We start from the raw sequence: 21,849 nt of genomic DNA on the forward strand, positions 1-21,849 counted from the left end.
CGGCGGGCCCCAGTGGTGGGGGGAGGCCGGGGGGGGGGGGGGGGGGGCGGCCCGCCTCCTGTCCGATCATATCGTGCGCCATGTCCGGATGACGATGGCTTGACGGGAACGGCCATCGATCTGCCAGACATCCCGGTTCAACACGCTTCCGTCCCTCCGAATGTCGTTTCAAATTCCGCCTGCAGCGCCATGTCGACTTCATCCATGGTGGGGGTGTGCCCCAACGCCCATAGCGAGGTGACGCCGTGGCTCCTGATGCCGCAGGGGACGATACCGTCGAAATGGCCGAGATCCGGATCAACGTTGAGAGCGATGCCGTGGAATGAGACCCAGCGGCGGACACGCACTCCGATGGCGGCGATCTTGTCTTCCCTGCCAGAGCCGCGGTCGACCCAGATGCCGACGCGTCCCTCCCGCAGCCCCCCTTCCACACCGAAATGGGAAAGCGTGCGGATCAGCCATTCCTCCAATTGCGCGATGTAGCGGCGGATATCGGCGCCCCGGCGGCTGAGATCGAGCATCACATAGGCGACCCTCTGTCCCGGGCCGTGATAGGTATATTGGCCGCCTCGACCGGTTTGGAAGACGGGAAATCGCTCCGGGGTCAACAGGTCCTCGGGCTTGGCGGAGGTGCCCGCCGTGTAAAGCGGCGGATGTTCGAGCAGCCAGACCATTTCCCGGGCGTCACCAGCGCGAATGGCGGAAACACGCTCTTCCATGGTGGCAACGGCATCGGGATATGCAACCGGCGCTTCGCTGATTCGCCATTCGACTTCATTTCGATGGGGGATTTCCAACACAGCCCTTGAACCTTGTCTCTGGTTTTGGTATTGAGGCGCACCTTACCGGCGACCAGGCCGGGTATCTACAAGGTAATGCGGTCGTGGCGGAACTGGTAGACGCGCAGCGTTGAGGTCGCTGTGGGGCAACCCGTGGAAGTTCGAGTCTTCTCGACCGCACCAATATCTCGAAAAAAAGGCCTCGCCTGTCAGGGCGAGGCTTTTTTCTTGCCTGAATTCTTCCTTCCCGTACTCCGGCCGACCATATGGAGGACGGCGGATGAACCCCTCCGCCATCATATTGGGGAACCGTTATGGAAGAGGAAGGTTGGCTCGCCGTCGAGCATGTGCGGAGCCATCTTGTGCGGGGCGAGCAGCGATGGACCGGACAGGTCGTCCCGCCCGGCGGCAATGCGATCGATATTCTGATCCTTGCCTTGCGATCGGGCCTGCTGGCGGTGCGCAACCGTTGCCCGCACCGTGATGTCGCTTTGTTGCTTGGCCGTTTGGACGAGACGGCGGGCATACTCGAATGTCCGAGCCATGGTTGGGAGTTGCCCCTGGCGGGAACGGAATTGCGCGGGGCTCCGGTGATCGAGCGGGACGGGAAGTTTTTCATGGGGCCGCACGCGTTTGCCGGATGAACGAATCAGGGCAGGCGAGTTCACCCGATTGCCCGGCTGAACGGATACTTTACGCTTGCTCCGAGGGGGAGGAGACCGCACTCTGCGCTCCTTGATTTTTCTAAAAAACTCGAAGGAGTCTCCATGTCTCGTCGCCTGATTTCCTCCGGTTCGCCTTTTGAAGAGATCGCCGGTTATTCCCGCGCCGTCGTCGACGGAGCCTGGGTGTTCGTTGCCGGCACCAGCGGCTTCGCCAATGGCCAGATCGCCGAGACGGTCGAGGACCAGGCGGAGCAGGCTTTCGCGACGATCTCCGGTGCCCTGGCCGAGGCGGGGGCCTCCCTGGCCGACGTCGTGCGGGTGCGTCTCTATCTGAGCGATGCCGCTTACTTCGAACCGGTGGCCAAGATCTGCGGAAAGCATTTCAAGGGCATTCGTCCAGCCAATACCAGTGTCATCTGCGGGCTGGTCGACCCTCGGATGAAGGTCGAGATCGAAGTGACCGCGCGAAAAGTCTGACGACAGCCGGCGCGGTCAGGGCGCCGGCCCCGCTTCGTGCCTTTCCGGGGTTTGGTGAGAGCGTGATGCCTTAAATCGGCGTCACGCTCCGGCTTGTTTTTCAAGCCCTTGGCTTTAGCGCACGCATCCGCGTGCTTGGGCTCCGCGTCCTCAGATTGGACGCATCAGATAGAACATGTACTGGAAGCGGTCACCCCAGCGCTCGAACATCTGGATTTCGGCTTCGGCCTGGTGGATGTCGGCGTCGAGGCGCGGGTCGCCGGCCGCTTCGCCGCGCCGTTTGGCGATACGCCGGCTGAGCGGTTCGAAATATTCGCTGCGCCAGATCGAGCGGGGCAGGGTGTAGGTGTCGTAGACGCGCAGACCCGCGTGTTTGGCGATGGCATGGACGCTGGCGACATCGGTCATCTGCGGATAATAGCGATCCCGCCAGAAAGTCACGGCCTCCGCCGGCGGATTGGGCAGAACCCAACAGCAGTCGCCGACCACCAGGACGCCGCGTTTGCGTAAAAGGGGCGCCCAGCAGGCCAGGGCGCGTTCCATGCCCAGGGTGCGGACCCCATTCTCGCTCCACACCAGATCGAAGCTTTCCGGCGCGTCGGGAATGTCGGTGAGTGACCCCAGGCGAGGCTTGATCAAAGCCTCGACGCCAGCGGCGTTTGCCGTGTCGATCAGGTCGTCGAGGGCCGTCTGATTGTCATCGACGGCGATGACGGGTGCCTTGAAATGGCTGGCCAGGGCAACGGTCTGGTGTCCCCGGCCGCAGCCGAGGTCGATGATGGCCGGTGGCGTCCGCAAAGGCGGTAATAGGCGAATCGCCTCGCGCGTACAACTATCGACCCCTTGTCCCGGTCGGGGCAGATTTTCGTAGAGTGTGTTTGTCGCCGGCTGATGCGGCATCGTCGGCCCCTTTTGTCATCGATGGGCTGCCTTCACGAGGTAACGCGAATCGCCCGGCTTCGCCCGCGTCGATTTGCCAAGGCAGCCATGCTGTCCGCGCAATTGATATCGGCAACCGGGGGGCGATCGTCCGGTGTCTCGCCGATCCTGGCGGTTTTTCGGGCGGATGAGGGGCGTTGAATTAGGGGCGGCGTTCCTCGTAGAGGTCGTCCAACGCTTTGCCGTGGCGGGCGAGAATGACGTGGCGCCTGATCTTCAGGGTCGGCGTACTCATTTCGTTGGCGACGGTGAAGGGTTCGTCCATCATGATGAAACGACGGATTTTTTCGATTGGCGACAGGCTGCGATTGACCCTGTCGACGGCTTCAGCCATATGGCGCCGGAAATCGGGGGCGTGGATCAGCAGCGACAGGTCGGTTTCCCGGCCATGCTGCGCCGCCCAGCTAACGGCTTGCTCGGCGTCGGGAATCAGCAGCGCGACCAGATGGGGGCGGCGGTCGCCGTAAACCATGGCCTGGGCGATTTCCGGCTGCAATGTCAGCAGTCCTTCGACCCGTTGCGGCGAGATGTTGTCGCCGCCTGAATTGACGATGATATCCTTCTTGCGATCGGTGATCTGAATGAAGCCGTCCTCGTCGATCCGTCCGATATCGCCGGTGTGGAGCCAGCCGTCCCGGATGGTTTGCCGGGTGGTGTCGGGGTCGCCCCAATAGCCCGTCATGACCAGTTCTCCGCGGACGAGAATCTCTCCGTCCTCGGCGATTTTCACCTCGACGCCCCGCATCGGCGGTCCGACCGTATGCAGCTTGACCCGTCCCGGGGGATTGCAGCTGACCACCGGGGCCGCCTCGGTTTGTCCATATCCCTGGAGGATCCGCACGCCGAGAGCTGTGAAAAACAGGCCAACCTCGTAATTGAGCGGCGCTCCCCCCGATACCAGCGCCTTGAGCCGGCCGCCGAAACGGGCGGCGACCTTGCGGCGGACCAGGATATCGAGGAGCAGATTGAGAATTCTCTCCAGCCAGGACAGCGATCGCGGCGCCTCGTAATGCCGGCTGCCCAGGCTCACCGTCTTGTCGAACAGCCATGCCTTGACTTTGCCGCTGCGCGCCATGCCCTTCAGGATACGGGCCCGCATCAGTTCGTAGAGGCGGGGAACCGCCGTCATCAAAGTGGGGCTGACCTCCGCCATGTTGGCGGCCAGTTGTTCGATTCCTTCCGCGTAATAGATCTGCGCACCGATCGAGATGGGGAAAAACTGTCCCGCAGTATGTTCATAAGAATGCGACAACGGCAGGAAGGACAGGAATACGTCGTTGTCGAGGCCGATCTCGGTCAACAGATGATAGGCGCCCATGCAGTTGCACAAGATGGCGCCATGGCTCAAAACCACGCCTTTCGGCGCTCCGCCCGTGCCGGATGTGTAAATGATGCAGGCCGGATCACCTCGTCCGGCCGCCGCGATCTGCTGTTCCAGGGTATCGGGGGCGGCGCTGCCGAGGGCCAGGACGTCGTCCCAGGCGCGGAATTCAATGCCGGGGTTCTGGGTGAGGCCGAGCTGTTCCATGGCGATGACCATCGGAGCGTTGTCGGCTGAAAGGGCCGCGGCGATCACGCGGTCCGCCAGGGCGCGGTTCGAGACGATGACGAAACGCGCCCGCGAATTGTTCAGGAGGTGCAGGTTGTCGGCCACCGTATTGGTGGTGTAGCCCGGTACGCAGATGGCTCCGGCGGCCATGGTGGCGATGTCGGCGATCAACCATTCGGGTCTGTTTTCGGCGATCAGGAGGACGCGGTCGCCCGCCTTCATGCCCAGGGCCAGGAACCCGCGCGCCAACAGATCGATCTGCTGGGCTGTCTCCGCCCAGCTCAGCGGAATCCATGTCTTGTTTTTCTTCCGCCAAAGGAAGGGTTTTTCGCCGAAGCGCGCCGCTTGGGCGAAAAACATCGCCGGCAGATTGGTCGCAGCAGCGTAATCGATCGCGCCCATTCCTGGTCCATCCCTTAAATTTTGTGGCCACGCCGGCCCGGCCTTCGGCTATTCTCCCGCCCCAGCCCACCAAGGCGAGAGGGAATGGTTATAGCTTTCTTCATAACCATATGGCAGTCCGGCGCAAGGAGTAATCGCATGAGCAATTCGTCTAAGTCACCCGCCGCCGCGGTTTCCGAAACGGCCGATGCCTTGGGGGTGATGCCGGAATGGGACCTGTCGGCCCTTTATGGTGGTCCGGACTGTTCCGAACTCGAAGCGGATCTGCGCAAGGCCGACGTGGCGGCACGGGCCTTCCATGCGCGTTATCAGGGCAAGCTCGCCGGGTTGAGCGGCCAGGCGTTGGGCGAGGCTGTCGCCGAATATGAACGCCTGAGCGAGATTCTTTATCGCGTTCTCAGTTATGCGCAGCTTCGCTATGCGCAAAATCTGTCCGATCCGGAGCGCGGTCGCTTTCAGCAGGGCATGCAGGAACGGGCGACGGAAATCTCGACCCAAACCCTGTTTTTCACGCTGGAGATCAACCGGATCGAGGAGGCCCTGCTGGCCGAGAAACTCGCCGATCCGGGATTGGCCCGCTATGCCCCCTGGCTGCGTGATCTTCGGATGTTCCGCGAGCATCAGTTGTCCGACGACATGGAGAGGCTTTTGCACGAGCAGGAGGTCGCCGGACGGTCGGCCTGGGTGCGGCTTTTCGATGAAACGATGGCGGAGCTGCGCTTTCCCGTCGATGGCCGGAATCTGACCTCCGCCGAGACGCTGCATCTGATGTCGGACACGTCGCCGGCGACCCGCAAGGCGGCGGCGAAAGCCTTCGGGACTGTGCTGGGCGAGAATGTCCGGGTGTTCTCCCTGATCACCAACACCCTGATCAAGGACAAGGAGATCGAGGACAAGTGGCGGCACTACGCCCGGCCGTCGTCCGCCCGCAATCTGTCCAATCAGGTCGAGGACAGCGTCGTCGACGCGCTGGCGACGGCCGTCCAGGAGTCCTACGGACGGCTCTCGCATCGTTATTACGCGCTGAAGGCCAAATGGTTCGGCACGGACAGGCTCGACTATTGGGACCGCAATGCGCCGCTTCCCGAGGACGACGACCGCAAGATCCCCTGGATCGAAGCCAAGGAAATCGTGCTGGGCGCCTATGGCGCCTTCTCACCCGAACTGGCCCGCATCGGCGGGCGCTTCTTCGAAGGGGGGTGGATCGACGCCCCGGCCCGGCCCGGCAAATCGCCGGGGGCATTCGCCCATCCGACGGTGCCCTCGGCCCATCCTTATCTGCTGTTGAACTACCAGGGCAAGACCCGCGACGTGATGACACTCGCTCACGAACTGGGGCACGGCGTCCATCAGGTTCTGGCGGCCAAGCAGGGCGTTTTACTGGCCGACACGCCGCTGACGCTGGCCGAAACGGCGTCCGTGTTCGGCGAGATGATGACGTTCCGGGCCATGCTGGACGCCGAAACCTCTCCGGCGCGGCGTCGCATCATGCTGGCCTCGAAGGTCGAGGACATGCTGAACACGGTGGTTCGCCAGATCGCCTTCTACGAGTTCGAACGCCGCATTCACGACGAGCGGCGCCTGGGCGAACTGTCCTCCGAGCGGATCGGTGAGATCTGGTTGGATATCCAGCGGGAGAGTCTGGGGCCCGCCCTGCGTTACGAGGACGAGTATCAGTATTACTGGTCCTATATCCCGCACTTCATCCATTCCCCGTTTTATGTCTACGCCTATGCGTTCGGAGATTGCCTGGTCAACTCCCTCTACGACGTCTATCTGGGCGGGGCGGCGGATTTCGAGGCCAAATATATCGAGATGCTGAAGGCTGGCGGAACCTTGCGCCATAAGGAACTGCTGGCGCCCTTCGGTCTCGATGCCGGCGATCCGGCCTTCTGGCGCCGCGGCCTCGATGTCGTCATCCGTTTCATCGACGAATTGGAAACCCTGAGCCCGGTTCCTTAAGCCCGAGCGGCGCTTGAGCCCACCTTAAGCGGAGCGTAGGCGTCATATGGAATCTTAGGGTGTGTCGTCAGTTACCGGGCTATCGTGCTGATTGCCTCAGAAACCGTCGTGGCCGTGCTCGACACACGGCTGTCCGGCACGGATCTTGCCCTCGATATTCAGGAAAAATTACGCCCAGTTTATCCACCAAAGGTCGTCATGCCCGTGCTTGACACGGGCATCCACGTGCCCGCTTCAAATGACGTCGGTCGATCAATGCAATCATGGATTGCCGGATCAAGTCCGGCAATGACGGTTTTTGGTTGCGACTATCACTCAAATGCGAGCAAAGCACAAACTGTGCCGGGCAGCCGTGGCTCAAGGCCGGGCATGACGTCTTTTGATTGAATCGCGAAACCTAGATACCGGAAGAGCGGTAACTGACGACAGGCCTTTCAGCGCCCCCTTTCGTCGATTCTGGGGATTCGGAGGGTACTTCCGCCACGCTCTTCGGGAGGCCGGAAAATGGGTAGTTTCGGCAGGTCCTGGATGCGGGTGACGATGCCGTCGGGGCGGCGATCGTTGGGTGCCGCCATGCTCTCCTTTTCCGGGGGCGCGGTGTCGAGGATGCCCAGGCGCACATAAACCGCCTTCATGCCCAGATCCAAAGCCGGACCGACCTCTCCCGCCAGGTTGCCGCCGATAAGGACGGCATCCTTCGGCTGGACGCGATGCGCGGCGCAGATCGCCTTCATGACGGCCGGTGACGGCCATTTCGGTCCTTCCGGCATCCGCCGGATCCAACCGTCGCCATTCGGCTCGGCCGGGTTATTTTCCTCAACGGGGGATCGTCCCAGGCTATAGACATGGTCTAGGCCTTGCCTGAGCTCACTGTTTCCGGCGAACTTTTCCAGCGCGGCGGGAGGCAAGGCGGAAACGCCGACCATGATGTCCCCGCTGCCATCCCCCCGCATTTTCAGATTTCGCCGCATCGTGGCCAGGGCTTCCGCCAACCCCTCCGGCGGCCGGGTGGTTTCCGAACGCTTCGCGACATAGGCGGCCACGGCGGATTTGGCCGTCTCATAAAACGATCCGGCTTCGGCGCCATCCGGTTCTTGCGGCCCGGCGTTTGTTAACGCCGTCGCGGAAGAGGAATGTTGCAGCGCTTGTGCGATCAGCGCCGGAGCGGAGCCGCTTTGCTCGGCGATGTAATCGATCATGCCGAGATAAGCCGCCCGCTGGGCTTGCCGGTGATCGAGGAATACGGTGTCGGAGATCATGAGAAGTTTTTGGGCTGATGCCATTTTTTCTGTTTTATTCATATTTCTGGCAATTCCGGAAAACCGTTTTGACGGGTTTTGAGGTGGGAATTTATTTATAATCGATGATGTTTTTTGTCAGGACATATTTTTTTTGAATAAAATTATCATTCTAACCACGCGTAGTGTGGGTATTGACTGGCGGGAGTACTTCATGACGCGGTCGCGATGGTGGGCTTCCCGCAAGGAATAGACATCCGCCGGAGATCAGTCGGGCGACAGGAGAGCACAGGAAGAATGCTGTTGCCAATATGGAAAAAATTGGATAAACAAGATTCGTCGTTGCGCCGGTGCCGATCGTCGCGACGAGGTCTGAAAAAAGGTGGTCGCGGATGAACTGGGATGATTATGAAGGATTGGGGCGTGCACTTCACGAGGCCAACCCCGATGTCAACCATCTGACGGTCGCCGATGCGGATCTGGTGCGTCTGGTGAGCGCATTGCCCGGGTTCGCCGACGCTCGGATTCGTCCGGACGCGACGTCGCTGACAGCCGTTCGGTTTGCCTGGGTGGCTGCCGCCGAAGGCGATGACGACGGCAGTCCTTACGACGGCTCGGCCTGAGGTCCGAGGGGACCTCCCTAAGATCAATAGCATTCCAATCAGCCCAGAATGGGGGGTGAGATGACGCACGTCGACCGGCGTGAGGCGGGACTCTATTGGCAATCCCGCATGGGAAACAATGCCGACGGCATTGGCGGCAACGCGCATCGTTACGACGTGGTGGCGGAGGAGGCCGACGGTTCCATCAGCAGTCGGCATTTTCTCGTCGACTATGGATTGAAGCTTGGCGGGGGGCGTGGCTATTCCTGCGAGTTTCCGTCGCCGGAAGGCGTCTTCGTCCGCCGTGGCGAGTCTGCCCCGGATGGCGGGGGGGGCCCGCCCGAGGCGCTGTTGCTTACCCATGCGCACGAAGATCATCTGGGGGCTGTCCGCCACGCGATCGACATGGGATATTCCTGCCCGCCCGTCTATGCCACGGCCTTCACCGCCGCGATGCTGAATAATTCCCTGGTGAAGGCCGGCATCGCCCGCGATCTATGGCCCGAAATCCATATCGTCCGCGGCGGAGACGTCGCCGAGATCGGATCGGCCAAGGTCGAGTTCGTTCCCATGGATCATATGCCGGGGGCCACCGCGCTCCGCATCCGGACCAAGGAGGCCTCGGTCTTCCATACCGGGGATTACAAATTCGACGAAACGCTGGCGCTGGGAGAGCGCGCCGATCCACACCGTCTGCGGGCCATCGGGGCCGAAGGGGTGGATATGGTGGTTTCGGATTCGACGTCGGTGGCGACAAACGGTGCCCCGGCCAGCGAAGCCGAGATCTGCCGGAACTTGACGCGCATCGTCGGCGACAGCCGGGGGCGGGCCGTCGTCGCCGGCATTCTCGGTTCGCAGCTGGACCGGTTGGTGTCCCTGGGGCGTGCCGCCCATGCCAACGGACGGGTTCTGGCGGTCTGCGGGCGCAGTCTGGCCGATAATGTCGCGGCGGCGCAGGCGGCCGGCCTCGACATCGAAGGCGCGGCGGGCACCCGGATACTGACGTCGCGGGAAGCCCGTGATCTTCCCCCCGAAACGGTGCTGATGGTCACGACGGGGGCATTCGCCCAGTCCAACGCCGGTCTGATGCGCTCGGCCCATCGTCAACCGGGAGCCCTGCCGATCGATGAAAACACGACGGTGGTCATCCCGCAAAGGGCGATTCCCTCCGTTAAGACGGCGCATGCGTCGATGGTTGCCAAACTGGAGGAGCGGGGCGCCAAGGTCGTCACCGCGGAGCGCGCGCCGGAGCTCGGCTATGGGCCAATTCATCAATCCGGGCATGCCGTCGAACGGGATGCCAAACTGCTTTACACGCTGTTGAAGCCCCGGAAAATCGTCGCGCCGATCCATGGCGATGGCAAGCAGGTCGAAGCCAATGGGCGCCTGGCCCGATCGCTGGGGATCCCTTCCCTGATGCTGGAGCGTAACGGGGCGGTGGTGCATATCGGCGCCTCGGGCGCCTCGGTCGTCGGCGTCGAGGAGGTTTCCCGTATCGGTGCCCGGGAGAGCGAGGCGGTGGTGAAGCAATTGCCGCGCGCGCCGCGCGGGCAGGGGCGGAACAACCGGGCGCCGCCGGCGGTCTTCGTCTATGACCGGCTGGATGGGTCTGGGCGTATCGTCCAGCATGCCAATCTTCCCGCTCCCGAGGTGTCGACCCGCCCCAAGGCACCGGATGGGCCACAGACCGTTTATGCCGGCGCCCGCCTTCATGTGCAGACGTCGCGCTGACGTGCCGGCCGAAAATTGTTCCGGGGCCGGTCCGGCCAAAAGGGTTCGCTGATGCGGCTGGGGATCTTGATGCAGTGGCTGAGGCGCGGCGCCTTCCTGACGCTTCTCTGGATGCTCTGGCTGATTGTCGTCGCAGCCGGCGGATGGGCCATCTATTGGAAGGTCTATGATTTCGACGCCGCCGATTGGCTGAACTGGATCGAAATCCGGCAACGTTACCTGCATGGCGCGGTCATTCCGTTCAATTTTGTCGCCACGGCATTGGGCTTGGCTTGTCTGGCGTTTTCCGGCGGTGTTCTCCTGACGGTGAGGTTCGATCGCCTGCACGGCTTTCTCCTCGGCTTGTGGCCGGACATCGGCTGGATGCTTCCAGTGCCGTCTCGGTTCCGCCTTCGGCCGCAAGGGAAAGCGCGATTCCGTTCGACCGGAGCGCGGGCCGCGCCCGCTTCCCGGGAATTGTCGATCCGGATCCTTCTGCCATTGGTCTTGACCTTGGCCCGCTGGGGACGGGCATTGGCCCGGACGCGGACGCGGACGCAGACGCCAGCCGCCGCCGCGATGACCGAGCCTTCACAGGGTGCCGACGAGGGGGCCTGCGCGGTGATCCAAACTCCGGCGGCGGAGGTCGCCGCCGATGCACCGCCCGATGTTTCGCCGACCGTCGAGCCTCCCGCTTCGATTTCGCTGCCGACCGATGGCGAGGCCGCCGTCAGTACCGATAAGGAGGGCCGCTCCGACGGGGATCTCGTCGTCTTCGAGCGGATCATGGCACTGTTCGAGGTCTGGGCGGATCCCGCCCCCGACTGGATGCGGGATGCCCTGCGGGAGGAGTTCGATTCCCTTTCCGAGGCGGGTTGGTCTCTTTTCTCCGATTTCGGCGAACCGGCGCTGGCGAGTCTCGATGCCGTGGCGGCGGCCGGTGTGCTGCCTCAAGATCCGACCTGCCGCGCGGCGCTCGACGCCCGGCTGGATGAATACCGGGTTCTCTCGTTGGCTACCGCGGCCTCGTCCGATGACACGGACGGGGAACCCGGTGCGGAATCGGAGGTCCGTCCGTCCCCCGGGGGCGCCCGTCTGAGCATGAGCGCCGCCTGGCTTGGCGAAATGGTTGATAACTTCGTCATGCTGGAAGAGATCCGGGCGGCGGGCGATGCCGGTGGGTCGCCCTCGTTCGAGGATCGCTGGGGGGCGATCTACCGTGAAACCGGCGAGCGGCTGAAGATCGCCATGCGGGCGATGACCGACGAGGATTGGCGGAGCATCGACCAATTTCCCGACCGGGCCGGACGGATACGCATTCAGACGGATCGGCTTCGTGAGGAGTTGCGCGCCCTGCCGGCTCCCGAGGGCGAAGGATGTTCCGTTGCGAAAGCTGCCCCCCCTCCATCCGACGAGGGCGAGCCGCTCGCGGCCGGCGTCGCCGCGGAATCTGATCCACCGCATGAGGACGACGTGGCGGGGGAGGACCATGCCAGGCCCGTCGACTGGGATGGCGGCGGGCCGCCGGTCGAGGAGATCTTGCGAGCGGCTGGATATGTGGTGCGACGGCTTCCTTTGGCGAATGGGGGCGCTTCCGGGGACAAAGGCGACTATCTGGCGCAAAGAGACGGCTTTTCCCTGTTGCTCCGGGTGGCGGAACTTGCCGGCGACGACTGGCGGTTGGACGATGGCAGTCTGGCTCCGTGGCAAGGCCGGTCGGGCCAAGCTGTTCCTTCGCCATGCCGCGCCTTGTGGCAACGCCTGGCGTTGCTGCGCTCTTCGGGGCGGGAGGGGCGGCCCAGCGCCGGTCTGTTGATTCTGCGCGGCGGCCGGTTTGCCGATGAGGCCGCCGCCGCCGCCGTCATCGATCGGGATCGCCGCCGGACGGGTGTCGACGTGGCCTGGTTGGACCAGCCGTCATCTTCGCTGCCCGATCTCCCGGGCTGGCTGAGGCAAATGGAGACCGTCCGTGCGGAGAGCCTCCACACCGGGTGACGCGACGCCCCTTGCGACGATTGCGATGGAGAGATGATCAGGACCTGGGGATTATGGACGTGCGATCGGAAAGTGGCTTTAATCCGGCGGGTTCGCAGGGGCGCCCCACCCTGGCGACACTGGATTTCGCCGATCTTTATGTGAATGCCGCGGGATCGGGTTATCTCCGAAACGGCGCCTCGACCACTTTGTCGGTGGTGCCTCCGTCGCTGAACGAGGCTCTTCTCGGGCTGGTGCGCAGCCTGACCCAGAGGGCCGCGGCCAGGCCGGATCGCCGGGAGTTTTCAATTTCCCATGACGGGGCGACCTATCGTGTCGCCCTGCTCGACGCCATCGACGGCCTGTGGTTCGTTCTGCGCCGGGGACCAGCCCATGTGCCGATGATTCGCGAACTCGGCATTCATCCTCGCGTCGCTGCCGAATTGATCGAATTGGGGCGGGCCAACAATCATGGGATGGTCATCGTCGCCGGCAAGACCGGGGATGGAAAGACGACGACGGCCTGCGCCCTGCTGGCGGCTTGGCTGGAATATTTCGGCGGCGTCGCGGTGACTATCGAGGATCCGCCGGAATTCCCTCTGCATGGCGTGAAACGCTCCGGAGAAGGCTACTGTTTTCAGCGCGACGTGCAGGAGAGTGGCTTCGGGGAGGCCCTCGGAGCCACCATGCGTTATGCGCCGCGTTTCATTCTGCTGGGGGAGATCCGCTCGGAAGCGGCGGCGAGGGAAGCCTTGCGGGCGAGTATCAACGGTCATCTGGTGGTGACGACGTTGCATGCGGGCAGTATCGAGGAGGCGGTGCAGCGCCTGCTGGATCTGGCCGCTGATGGCGACGGGCGGGCGGCGGTCCAGGCGACGCTTGCCGCCGGATTGAGCGGCGTCATCCATCAAAGGCTGCAGGGTGACGGTGGCGCGCGGCGCCTGGAAATGAAGTTTCTGTTTCCGCGGCCCAGCCTGGCCGATCCGGCGCGGGCGATCATTCGCGCGGGGCGTATCGAACAACTGGGAACCGAAATCGAATCCCAGCTTAATCGCATTCTCAATGGAGTGGGGCGAGGATGGCCGTCCTGATGATGGTGGGCACCATGCTGATGGTGCTGGGTTACTATCTGTTTCTTTTACCGCCGGCGACCGGCCAGGCGCGGGACGAGCCCGCGGCGGCGGGCGCGGCGGCAGTTCTTCTCGCTCATCAGCGGGCCGCCGTGGACTGGTGCCTGCGGACGGCGTGTCCGGACGGGGCCGTGCCCTCTTCCGGGTTGACCTTGCCGCCGGGTTACGGGGCGGCCGCCTGGGTACAGAGCGTGGCGCAGGGGGGACTTGTTACGACCTATGCCACCGGTCTCAGAGTCGATGCCCTGGCCATTGCCCGCAGCCTGGGCGATTTGACGGCCGGCGGACCATCGGCGGGTTTGTCGACGGCGGGCGGGACGGTCGCCGTCCGGTCCGCCCGATCCGGACGAATTCCCGTCGCCATCGTCTTCGGCGTGCCGGCCGGCGTCCCGGTGATTTCGCAAAAGGTCAAATAACAGTTCTCCTTCCTCTCCGGAAATGGAGAGCTCCTCAAAGGAAATAAGGCAGTCGCCAAAGCGCTTGGCAAAATGGCGTCAAGAGGTATTCTGGGGCGTGCCTTAATAAGGACGTCAAGAAGAGGACCAACTTGATGAAAATCGCCATCCCGAAGGAGCGTCGCGCCAATGAAGCGCGAGTGGCAGCCTCACCGGATACTATTAAAAAATTTGTGGGAATGGGTTTTGACGTTGTTGTCGAGACCGGGGCCGGCGAAGGAGCATCGCTGGCGGACGATTCTTTTGTTGCGGCGGGGGCCTCCATCGCCGCCGACGAGGCGGCGGCGCTCAAGGATGCCGATATCGTGCTGAAGATCCAGCGCCCGCTGACGGCGGAGGAAGGTCTGGACGAGTTGGCGCTGTTCAAGAAGGGGGCCGTGTTGATCGGCCATCTCGCGGCGTTGCAGAACAAGCCGCAGGCCGAGGCCTACGCCAAGGCCGGCGTGACCGCCTTCGCCCTCGAACTGTTGCCGCGGATCAGCCGCGCCCAGAACATGGATATTCTGTCGTCGCAAAGCAATCTGGCCGGTTACAAGTCCGTGCTCGACGCGGCCGCCGAATATGGCCGGGCCTTTCCGATGATGATGACCGCCGCCGGAACCGTCCCGCCGGCCCGCATCCTGGTGCTGGGCGCCGGGGTGGCCGGGCTGCAGGCCATCGCCACGGCCAAGCGCATGGGGGCGGTCGTCTATGCCTTCGACGTTCGTCCCGCGGTCAAGGAGCAGGTCGAGTCGTTGGGCGGCAAGTTCGTTGAAGTCGACGCCAGCGCCGCCCGCGACGCCGAGACGAAGGGCGGCTACGCCAAGGAAATGGACGAGGATTACAAGCGCAAACAGGCGGACAAAATCGCCGAGACGCTGAAAAAGACCGATATCGCCATCTCCACGGCACTGATTCCCGGAAAACCGGCGCCCATCCTTATCACCGAAGAGATGGTCAAGGGCATGCGCAAAGGCTCGGTGATCGTCGATCTCGCGGTCGAGGCCGGTGGCAACTGTCCCCTGTCCGAATATGGCAAGGTGGTGGTCAAGCATGGCGTCATCCTGGTCGGTCACGCCAATGTCCCGGCTCGCCTGGCCGCCGATACCAGCCTGCTGTTCGCCAAGAATCTGCTGAACTTCCTGAGCCTTTCCTACGACAAGGAAAGCAAGGGACTGACCATCAATTGGGATGACGAGATCATCAAGGGCACCGCGCTGACCCGCGATGGCCAGGTGGTCCATCCGGCGTTGGCCGGTTAAGGAGAAAAGTCTCATGGATCAACAAGTCATCGACGGCGCCAACCGTCTGGCCGGTCAAGCCCAGACGCTGGCGCAAAATGCCCAGGACTACGCGGCGCAGATCGCGCAGCTGGCCGCCCAGCAGGCCGATGTCGGGCACGGTACCTTCATGTCATTCCTCACCGTTTTCGTCCTGGCCTGTTTCGTCGGATATTACGTGGTCTGGCGGGTCACGCCGGCGTTGCATTCGCCGTTGATGGCGGTGACCAACGCCATTTCCTCGGTGATCATCGTGGGCGCCCTGCTGGCCGCCGGTCCGGCCGGCTTCTCCCTGTCCAAGATCTTCGGCTTTCTTGCCGTCGTCCTGGCCTCGGTGAACATCTTCGGCGGCTTCATCGTCACCCAGAGAATGCTGTCGATGTTCAAGAAGAAGCAGAAATAAGGGGACCGCTGTGACTGAAAATCTAACGGCATTTGCCTATCTCGTCGCCTCGGTCTGCTTCATCATGGCCTTGCGCGGCCTGTCCTCGCCGGAAACGTCGCGGCAGGGCAATATGTGGGGCATCGCCGGCATGGCGCTGGCGATCGTCACCACTCTTCTGACCCCGGGCGTCGTCAGCTATTCGATGATCATCCTGGGTGTGCTGATCGGCGGTTCCATCGGAACGGTGGTGGCCCGGCGCATTCAGATGACCGCTCTGCCGCAGCTGGTGGCGGCCTTTCACAGCCTGGTCGGTCTGGCCGCGGTCTTCGTTGCGGCTGCCGCTTTCGGCAATCCGGAAGCCTATCACATCGGCATACCCGGTCATATTCATGGCGGGTCGCTGGTCGAGATGAGCATCGGTCTGGCCATCGGCGCCATCACCTTCACCGGTTCCCTGGTGGCTTTTGCCAAGCTGCAGGGTCTGGTTTCCGGAAATCCCCTGGTCTTTCCGCTTCAGCATCCGTTGAACGCGGCCCTGGGGATCGCCCTGGTCGCCCTGGTCGGTGTCTTCGTCGCCTCCGAATCCTCGACCGTTTTCATTCTGATCACCGCTATCGCCCTGGCCTTGGGCTTTCTGCTGATTCTGCCGATCGGCGGCGCCGATATGCCGGTGGTGGTTTCGATGCTCAACAGCTACTCCGGGTGGGCGGCGGCGGGTATCGGCTTCACGCTGCAAAATCCGCTGCTGATCGTTACCGGTGCGTTGGTGGGATCGTCGGGCGCCATTCTGTCCTACATCATGTGCAAGGGCATGAACCGCTCGATCTTTAATGTCATCCTCGGCGGTTTCGGTGGAGAGAGCGTGGCCGGCGGGGGGGGCGCCGCGCAGGATCGCGGTGCGGTCAAGGCCGGCAGCGCCGACGATGCGGCCTTCATCATGAAGAATTCGTCCAAGGTCATCATCGTGCCCGGATATGGCATGGCGGTGGCGCAGGCTCAGCACGCCTTGCGTGAAATGGCGGATCTCCTGAAGGCCGAGGGCGTCGACGTGCGTTACGCCATCCATCCGGTGGCCGGCCGCATGCCGGGTCATATGAACGTTCTCCTGGCGGAGGCCAACGTTCCCTATGACGAAGTCTTCGAACTGGAGGAGATCAATCACGAATTCGGCACCGCGGACGTCGCCTTCGTTATCGGGGCCAACGACGTGACCAATCCGGCCGCCAAGACCGATCCCACCAGCCCGATCTACGGCATGCCGATTCTCGAAGTCGAGAAGGCCAAGACCGTATTGTTCATCAAGCGCTCGATGGCGTCCGGCTACGCTGGCGTCGACAACGAGCTGTTCTTCCGGCCGAACACCATGATGTTGTTCGGAGACGCCAAGAAGGTCACCGAGGAGATCGTCAGCGCCCTCGGCTGACGGGGCGGTGGCGCCATGTGACGGTGGGACGGACTTGTATCAAGTCTCGATGAGATGCTCATCGAGACTTGGTCTGGCCCATTGAGGGCCCGCGCCATCGTTGGCGCGAAGCCAAGGGTTTCGGAGAAACCCGCCCGGCGATTGAGGGCTCGGTGATCGGAACCGATCACCGGGATTTGTTATTGTCCGTCCCGTTCCGTTTCGGCGGACCGCGGTTTTCCCTTTCCCCGTCCTCCGTCGATTGTTCGACCGCTGAAGGAGACCCGGCCGAGACATGACCAAGAACACGCATCATTGGCGCTTTTTCCGGGCCGGGGGCTTCGACCAGGCCCGGATCGAAAGCGGGGCCGACATCCTGGCCCTCGAAGACCTGGACCAGAAGCTCTGGGTGGCGCTGGCCTGTCCGGTGGAGGGGCTTTATTTCGATGCCGAGATTTTGCGGATGCTCGACCGCGACAATGATGGGCGGGTCAGGGCTTCCGACCTGCTGACCGAAGTTCGCTGGCTGAAGAGCGTTCTCGGGGATCCGGAGGAATTGGTCCGGGACGGCGAGGATTTGAGACTGTCGGCCATCGATGGAACCTCGCCGGAGGGGGCCCGTGTGCTTGCCTCGGCCCGGTGCATCCTGGCCAATCTCGGCCGCCCCGATGCGCAAACCGTCGCTCTCGCCGATACTTTGGATACCGAACGGATTTTTGCTTCCACCCGGTTCAACGGCGATGGGGTGATTCCGGCGGCGACGGCAGAGGATGCGGGAACACGCGCGGTGATCAAGGATATCATCGTCTGTCTGGGGGCGGAAACCGACCGTTCCGGCGCGCCCGGCATCAATCAGCAGAAAATCGACGTTTTTTATGACGGCATCGTCCGCCATGCGGTCTGGCTCGACCGGGAAAAGGATCTGGACGGCACGGCTGCGGCCGCGGAGACCGTGCTGGTCGTGCGCGACAAGATTGATGGTTTTTTCCTGCGGTGCCGCCTGGCCGCCTACAGCATCGACGCGGCGGTAATGATCAATCCCGGAGCGGAGGCTTTTTCCTCCCTGGCCGACAAGGGCGTGGCCGACAGTTTGGCGATGTTGAGACCGCTGCCGCTGGCGGCGGTGAGCGCCGACGGCATGTTGCCTTTGCAAGATGGCGTCAACCCGGCCTGGGCGGATGCTTTATCGGCCTTCCGGCGCGAGGCGGTACTTCCTCTTCTGGGCGAGAGGGACCGGTTGAGTGCCGGGGAGTGGGAGGTCATCCTTTCCCGTTATGCCGGGCGGTTGGAATGGATGGCGGAAAAACCGGAGACACCGGTCGCCGTGCTTGGTGACGCCCGCATTCTCGAGATTCGCGCGGCCGGCGCCAAACCCGTTCTCGACGCGCTGATCGGCGAAGACGAAGCCTTGGAGGGCGAGGCCGCGGCCATCGATGCGGTCGAGCGTCTGATCCGGCTGCGGATGGGATTCTACCGGCTGGTCAATAATTTCGTTTCCTTCCGGGATTTTTACACACGCCGCAAAGGAGCGGTGTTTCTGGCGGGCACGCTTTACCTCGACGGGCGCAGCGCCGATTTGTGCATTCGTGTTCAGGACCCCGGCCGTCATGCCGTCCTGGCGGGCCTGTCGCGGATCTATCTCGTTTATTGCGACTGCACCCGCAAAGGCGGTGGGGAGAAAATATCCATCGCCGCCGCATTCACCGCCGGCGACGCCGATCAATTGATGGTGGGGCGCAACGGGGTCTTTTATGACCGTGATGGAGGCGACTGGGATGCCACCATCGTCAAGCTGATCGATCATCCCATCAGCGTCCGCCAGGCCTTCTGGTCGCCTTACAAGCAGATGGCGAGGCTGATCAACGAACAGATCGGAAAGGTCGCCGCCGCGGCTCAGAACCCCGTACAGGTGGTGCAGTTGGCCGTCACCCCCGCCGCGCCGGCGGCACCCGCGGCGACGCCATCCAAGGCGCCGGTTTCAGTCGCCCCGCCCGCCGCATCGGCACCGCCGGCTTTCGACGTCGCCCGCTTCGCCGGAATTTTCGCCGCCATCGGTTTGGCTCTGGGAGCCATCGGTACCGCCGTGGCGACGGTCGTCACCGGTTTCCTGCGGATGTCCTGGTGGCAAATGCCGCTGGCCACCGCCGGCCTGCTGCTGGTGATCTCCGGGCCTTCCGTCATCATTGCCTATATGAAATTGCGCCAGCGGAGTCTGGCCCCCATCCTCGACGCCACCGGATGGGCGGTGAACGCGCGCGTGCGCATCAATATTCCCTTCGGCGGATCACTGACCTCGATGGCCCGCCTGCCGGAGGGAGCCGAGCGGTCTTTGGCCGACCCCTATGCCGAAAAACGCAGGCCCTGGGGGCTCTATATCACCCTGCTGGGCGTGCTTCTGGCGGCTTTGGCCGCCTGGCGTTTCGGGTTGGCCGGGTGGCTGCTCGGTTGATGCCGATTCCCAGGTCCCTATCTGACCGCAGGCGTGATCGGAACCGGTCGCCATGTGCCGCCGCAGCTTTGGACGTATGGATAATAGCCGCGCGGATTGTCGCAATAATACCAATAACCGACCGGTGCCGGGGGTGGTTGGACGACGACGACGGGTGGCGTCGGATAGACATAAGTGACCGGCGGCGGGGCTTCATAGATGGTGTAGGGAGCGCCCCATCCGTATGGCTGCCCCCAGTAGGGCGATCCACCCCAGTAGGACGGGCCAAAATCCAGCCGCCAGTTCCATCCGCCGCCATGATGCCTTCCGCCGTCGTGATGTTGGGCGAGGGCGGGCGTGGAGAGAAGGGCGGAGACGGCTAGCGCCAGGGCGATGACGACGCTTTTTGCCCGATATGCCGGTGGTGCTGGCGAAATGGAGCGCGGAATCGAAAGGGTCATGTCCACCTCCTTAGATCAAAGACATAGGGCAGTCGAAGGTGCGGCGCAATCGGCCTTCAGAGCGCGTTGTGTTTAGATTGACGCGCGCTCGTTAGCCCGAGCGGCGTTTGAGCAATTTAAAAAACGGAGTTTTTTCAGCGTCACGCAAACCTAGAGCAGTTCGAGCGAAGCGCGAACTGCTCTAGGGACTCCGGGGCGATTTGCCCGGCGGGCCTTGGTGTCTTTGAACGGGAGTGGGGAGGAATCATAAACGCCAAAAGCGCCGGCACCTGAAAGAAAGGCGCGGCGCTTTTTGCGATTCCTCTGAAGAGGAGGCTTTAGAAGCCTTCACGCTCCAGACGCTTGCGCTCCAGTTTGCGGGCACGCCGAACAGCCTCGGCCTTCTCGCGCGCACGCTTCTCCGAGGGCTTCTCGTAGTTGCGCCGCAATTTCATTTCGCGGAAGACCCCCTCACGCTGCATCTTCTTCTTGAGGGCCTTCAGGGCTTGATCGACGTTATTGTCACGAACGAGAACCTGCACGTTGCGCCACCGCTCCTCTAAGCTTTGATCTAAAATGCGAGGGACGGCAGAAAGCCGTCCCGGGCAAAATTCGGTTCGAACGACGAGCTTGTCGCGCGAAGGGAGGTTACATAACATAAGCCACTTGGCTTGGAAAGCGCGAACTCGTGATTCTTTGTGCTTTCCGATGTTCCTGCGGGCGCCGCCCTTCAAATTGCCGTCGGTGGCTTTCTACGCGGGACTTTACCCGGCAAGCGCCTCCGCCCATATTGACGCTTATGCCTACACTCGATATCGCCCTGATGGGAAACCCCGTGCTGGCCAGGTTGGCGTCTCCGGTGGAGGATCCGGGCGATCCTGCCATTGCCGCCCTCGTCGCGGATATGTTGGAGACCATGACCGCCGCCAACGGTGTCGGGCTGGCCGCGCCGCAGGTGGGGCGGTCCTTGCAGTTGGTCATCTTTTCGGTTCCCGCCGAGCGGACGGCGGATGGAATTGGTTTTCCGCCGACAGTTCTCATCAATCCGCAGATCGAGCCATTGGGCGATGCGACGGACGAGGCTTACGAGGGATGTTTGTCGGTGCCGGGTTTGACCGGCCGGGTGCCGCGCTGGCGGACCATCGGTTATCGTGGCCTGGGGAACGACGGAAAACCGATCGAGCGCGAGGTTTCGGGATTTCATGCCCGTGTCATTCAACATGAATGCGATCATCTGTGGGGGCGGCTTTATCTATCGCGCATGCGCGATATGAGCAGCCTGGCCTTTGCGGACGAATTGCGGCGGCAGATTGAGGCGGCACGGGAAGTGGAGCAGCCGGAGACGGCGCCGAGCGCCATGGGAGAGGATGCATGAGCAACGCGGAAAAGTGGCGTGATCTTCGGGATCAGCTGGTGTTGGCGACTTTGGACCAAGTCCCCTTCGAGGGCTGGAGCCCGCGGGCCTTGCAGGAGGCTGCGAAAGATCTGGCCCTCGACCCGACGATCGCCGAGCGGTTGTTTCCGGGGGGCGCGCTCGAGGCCATCGATCACTTCACCGATTTGGCCGATCGCCGATTGTTGGAGGTTGCGGCCGCGAACGACTTGGCGGGAATGCGTCGTTCCGAACGGATCCGTTGGCTGATCCGTCAAAGGATCGAGGCCTGGGCCGGGCATCGCGAATCCGTGCGGCGCGCCGTGACCTTCCTGACCTTGCCGACGCACGGGCATATCGCGGCGCGTTCGAGTTGGCGTACCGCCGATACGATCTGGTACGCCTCCGGCGATGCCGCGACCGATTTCAGCTACTACACCAAGCGGGCGACGGTCGCCGCCGTCTATACGGGGACCCTTCTTTACTGGTTGCAGGACGATTCCGAGGATTTCGCCGACAGTTGGGCTTTCCTCGACCGTCGTCTGGCGGACGCCCTGAAAGTGACCCGTTTACGGACGACGGTGGAAAAGCGGCTTGGCCAATTGCCTAATCCGGTGCGCCTGTTTCTGACCAGGGCCGGTGAAAAACGCCGTTTCGGGATTCGTCAGGTCTGAGGCTTCC

21 protein-coding genes and 1 tRNA gene are annotated in these 21,849 nt (G+C 62.9%); 16 read left to right on the top strand and 6 right to left on the bottom strand.

Annotated elements, in window-relative coordinates:
- Positions 1–137: 137 nt before the first annotated feature.
- The gene (lipB, locus tag CWS72_RS00005; protein WP_199175504.1) at positions 138–791 is read right to left on the bottom strand and encodes a lipoyl(octanoyl) transferase LipB; all 654 of its coding nucleotides are present in this window, start codon (positions 789–791) and stop codon (positions 138–140) included.
- A gap of 86 nt (positions 792–877) precedes the next feature.
- Between lipB and CWS72_RS00010 the strand changes: the two genes are divergently transcribed.
- The 3 genes from CWS72_RS00010 to CWS72_RS00020 all read left to right on the top strand — a co-directional run bounded on the left by CWS72_RS00010 (position 878) and on the right by CWS72_RS00020 (position 1,921).
- Positions 878–962: transfer RNA gene (locus CWS72_RS00010), tRNA-Leu, on the top strand.
- Positions 963–1,093: 131 nt separating this feature from the next.
- Positions 1,094–1,423: a Rieske 2Fe-2S domain-containing protein gene (locus tag CWS72_RS00015; protein ID WP_101248511.1), complete on the top strand. Its 330-nt coding sequence runs from the start codon at positions 1,094–1,096 to the stop codon at positions 1,421–1,423.
- 123 nt (positions 1,424–1,546) lie between these two features.
- Positions 1,547–1,921, top strand: coding sequence for a RidA family protein (locus tag CWS72_RS00020; protein ID WP_101248512.1), 375 nt, complete (start codon positions 1,547–1,549; stop codon positions 1,919–1,921).
- Between the two features lie 150 nt (positions 1,922–2,071).
- Here the strand turns inward: CWS72_RS00020 and CWS72_RS00025 are convergent, their stop codons facing one another.
- Together CWS72_RS00025 and CWS72_RS00030 are read right to left on the bottom strand one after the other, a co-directional pair.
- Complete coding sequence (locus tag CWS72_RS00025) at positions 2,072–2,821, bottom strand: SAM-dependent methyltransferase (RefSeq protein WP_101248513.1); 750 nt, start codon at positions 2,819–2,821, stop codon at positions 2,072–2,074.
- 181 nt (positions 2,822–3,002) lie between these two features.
- Positions 3,003–4,811 carry an AMP-dependent synthetase/ligase gene (locus tag CWS72_RS00030; RefSeq protein WP_101248514.1) on the bottom strand — a complete coding sequence of 603 codons (1,809 nt, stop codon included), beginning with the start codon at positions 4,809–4,811 and terminating at the stop codon, positions 3,003–3,005.
- 138 nt (positions 4,812–4,949) lie between these two features.
- Between CWS72_RS00030 and CWS72_RS00035 the strand changes: the two genes are divergently transcribed.
- Together CWS72_RS00035 and CWS72_RS27295 are read left to right on the top strand one after the other, a co-directional pair.
- The gene (locus CWS72_RS00035; RefSeq protein WP_101248515.1) at positions 4,950–6,773 is read left to right on the top strand and encodes a M3 family oligoendopeptidase; all 1,824 of its coding nucleotides are present in this window, start codon (positions 4,950–4,952) and stop codon (positions 6,771–6,773) included.
- A gap of 84 nt (positions 6,774–6,857) precedes the next feature.
- Positions 6,858–7,160, top strand: coding sequence for a hypothetical protein (locus CWS72_RS27295; protein WP_146002567.1), 303 nt, complete (start codon positions 6,858–6,860; stop codon positions 7,158–7,160).
- Between the two features lie 47 nt (positions 7,161–7,207).
- Here CWS72_RS27295 and CWS72_RS00040 read toward each other — a convergent pair whose 3' ends face one another.
- Positions 7,208–8,056, bottom strand: a complete 849-nt coding sequence (locus CWS72_RS00040) for an HAD family hydrolase (protein ID WP_146002568.1) — start codon at positions 8,054–8,056, stop codon at positions 7,208–7,210.
- A gap of 347 nt (positions 8,057–8,403) precedes the next feature.
- Here CWS72_RS00040 and CWS72_RS00045 point away from each other — a divergent pair, with 347 nt between their 5' ends.
- From CWS72_RS00045 to CWS72_RS00090, 9 genes are all read left to right on the top strand, one after another.
- Positions 8,404–8,634, top strand: a complete 231-nt coding sequence (locus CWS72_RS00045; RefSeq protein ID WP_101248517.1) for a Fe-S cluster assembly protein IscX — start codon at positions 8,404–8,406, stop codon at positions 8,632–8,634.
- Positions 8,635–8,694: 60 nt separating this feature from the next.
- A complete protein-coding gene (locus CWS72_RS00050; RefSeq protein ID WP_158240438.1) occupies positions 8,695–10,344 on the top strand; it encodes an MBL fold metallo-hydrolase in 1,650 nt (549 codons plus the stop codon).
- A 51-nt stretch (positions 10,345–10,395) separates the two neighbouring features.
- Complete coding sequence (locus CWS72_RS00055) at positions 10,396–12,318, top strand: hypothetical protein (protein WP_101248519.1); 1,923 nt, start codon at positions 10,396–10,398, stop codon at positions 12,316–12,318.
- 59 nt (positions 12,319–12,377) lie between these two features.
- Positions 12,378–13,388: an ATPase, T2SS/T4P/T4SS family gene (locus CWS72_RS00060; protein ID WP_158240439.1), complete on the top strand. Its 1,011-nt coding sequence runs from the start codon at positions 12,378–12,380 to the stop codon at positions 13,386–13,388.
- On the top strand, positions 13,376–13,843 hold the full coding sequence (locus CWS72_RS00065; RefSeq protein ID WP_101248521.1) for a hypothetical protein: 468 nt from the start codon (positions 13,376–13,378) through the stop codon (positions 13,841–13,843). Before CWS72_RS00060 ends, CWS72_RS00065 begins: the two co-directional genes overlap by 13 nt.
- Positions 13,844–13,977: 134 nt before the next feature.
- Positions 13,978–15,123, top strand: coding sequence for a Re/Si-specific NAD(P)(+) transhydrogenase subunit alpha (locus tag CWS72_RS00070; protein WP_101248522.1), 1,146 nt, complete (start codon positions 13,978–13,980; stop codon positions 15,121–15,123).
- A 13-nt stretch (positions 15,124–15,136) separates the two neighbouring features.
- Positions 15,137–15,544: an NAD(P) transhydrogenase subunit alpha part 2 gene (locus tag CWS72_RS00075; protein ID WP_101248523.1), complete on the top strand. Its 408-nt coding sequence runs from the start codon at positions 15,137–15,139 to the stop codon at positions 15,542–15,544.
- 10 nt (positions 15,545–15,554) lie between these two features.
- Positions 15,555–16,949: an NAD(P)(+) transhydrogenase (Re/Si-specific) subunit beta gene (locus CWS72_RS00080; protein WP_101248524.1), complete on the top strand. Its 1,395-nt coding sequence runs from the start codon at positions 15,555–15,557 to the stop codon at positions 16,947–16,949.
- A 274-nt stretch (positions 16,950–17,223) separates the two neighbouring features.
- Positions 17,224–19,377: a hypothetical protein gene (locus tag CWS72_RS00090; RefSeq protein WP_101248526.1), complete on the top strand. Its 2,154-nt coding sequence runs from the start codon at positions 17,224–17,226 to the stop codon at positions 19,375–19,377.
- A gap of 17 nt (positions 19,378–19,394) precedes the next feature.
- Here the strand turns inward: CWS72_RS00090 and CWS72_RS00095 are convergent, their stop codons facing one another.
- Both CWS72_RS00095 and rpsU read right to left on the bottom strand, forming a co-directional pair.
- A complete protein-coding gene (locus CWS72_RS00095; protein WP_101248527.1) occupies positions 19,395–19,817 on the bottom strand; it encodes a hypothetical protein in 423 nt (140 codons plus the stop codon).
- Between the two features lie 317 nt (positions 19,818–20,134).
- Complete coding sequence (rpsU, locus tag CWS72_RS00100; RefSeq protein WP_024079771.1) at positions 20,135–20,338, bottom strand: 30S ribosomal protein S21; 204 nt, start codon at positions 20,336–20,338, stop codon at positions 20,135–20,137.
- A gap of 257 nt (positions 20,339–20,595) precedes the next feature.
- Here rpsU and def point away from each other — a divergent pair, with 257 nt between their 5' ends.
- Both def and CWS72_RS00110 read left to right on the top strand, forming a co-directional pair.
- Complete coding sequence (def, locus tag CWS72_RS00105) at positions 20,596–21,171, top strand: peptide deformylase (protein WP_101248528.1); 576 nt, start codon at positions 20,596–20,598, stop codon at positions 21,169–21,171.
- Positions 21,168–21,842, top strand: a complete 675-nt coding sequence (locus tag CWS72_RS00110) for a COQ9 family protein (protein WP_101248529.1) — start codon at positions 21,168–21,170, stop codon at positions 21,840–21,842. Before def ends, CWS72_RS00110 begins: the two co-directional genes overlap by 4 nt.
- Positions 21,843–21,849 lie beyond the last annotated feature (7 nt).

Source organism: Telmatospirillum siberiense (assembly GCF_002845745.1).
Classification (GTDB): Bacteria; Pseudomonadota; Alphaproteobacteria; order Rhodospirillales; family Magnetospirillaceae; genus Telmatospirillum; species Telmatospirillum siberiense.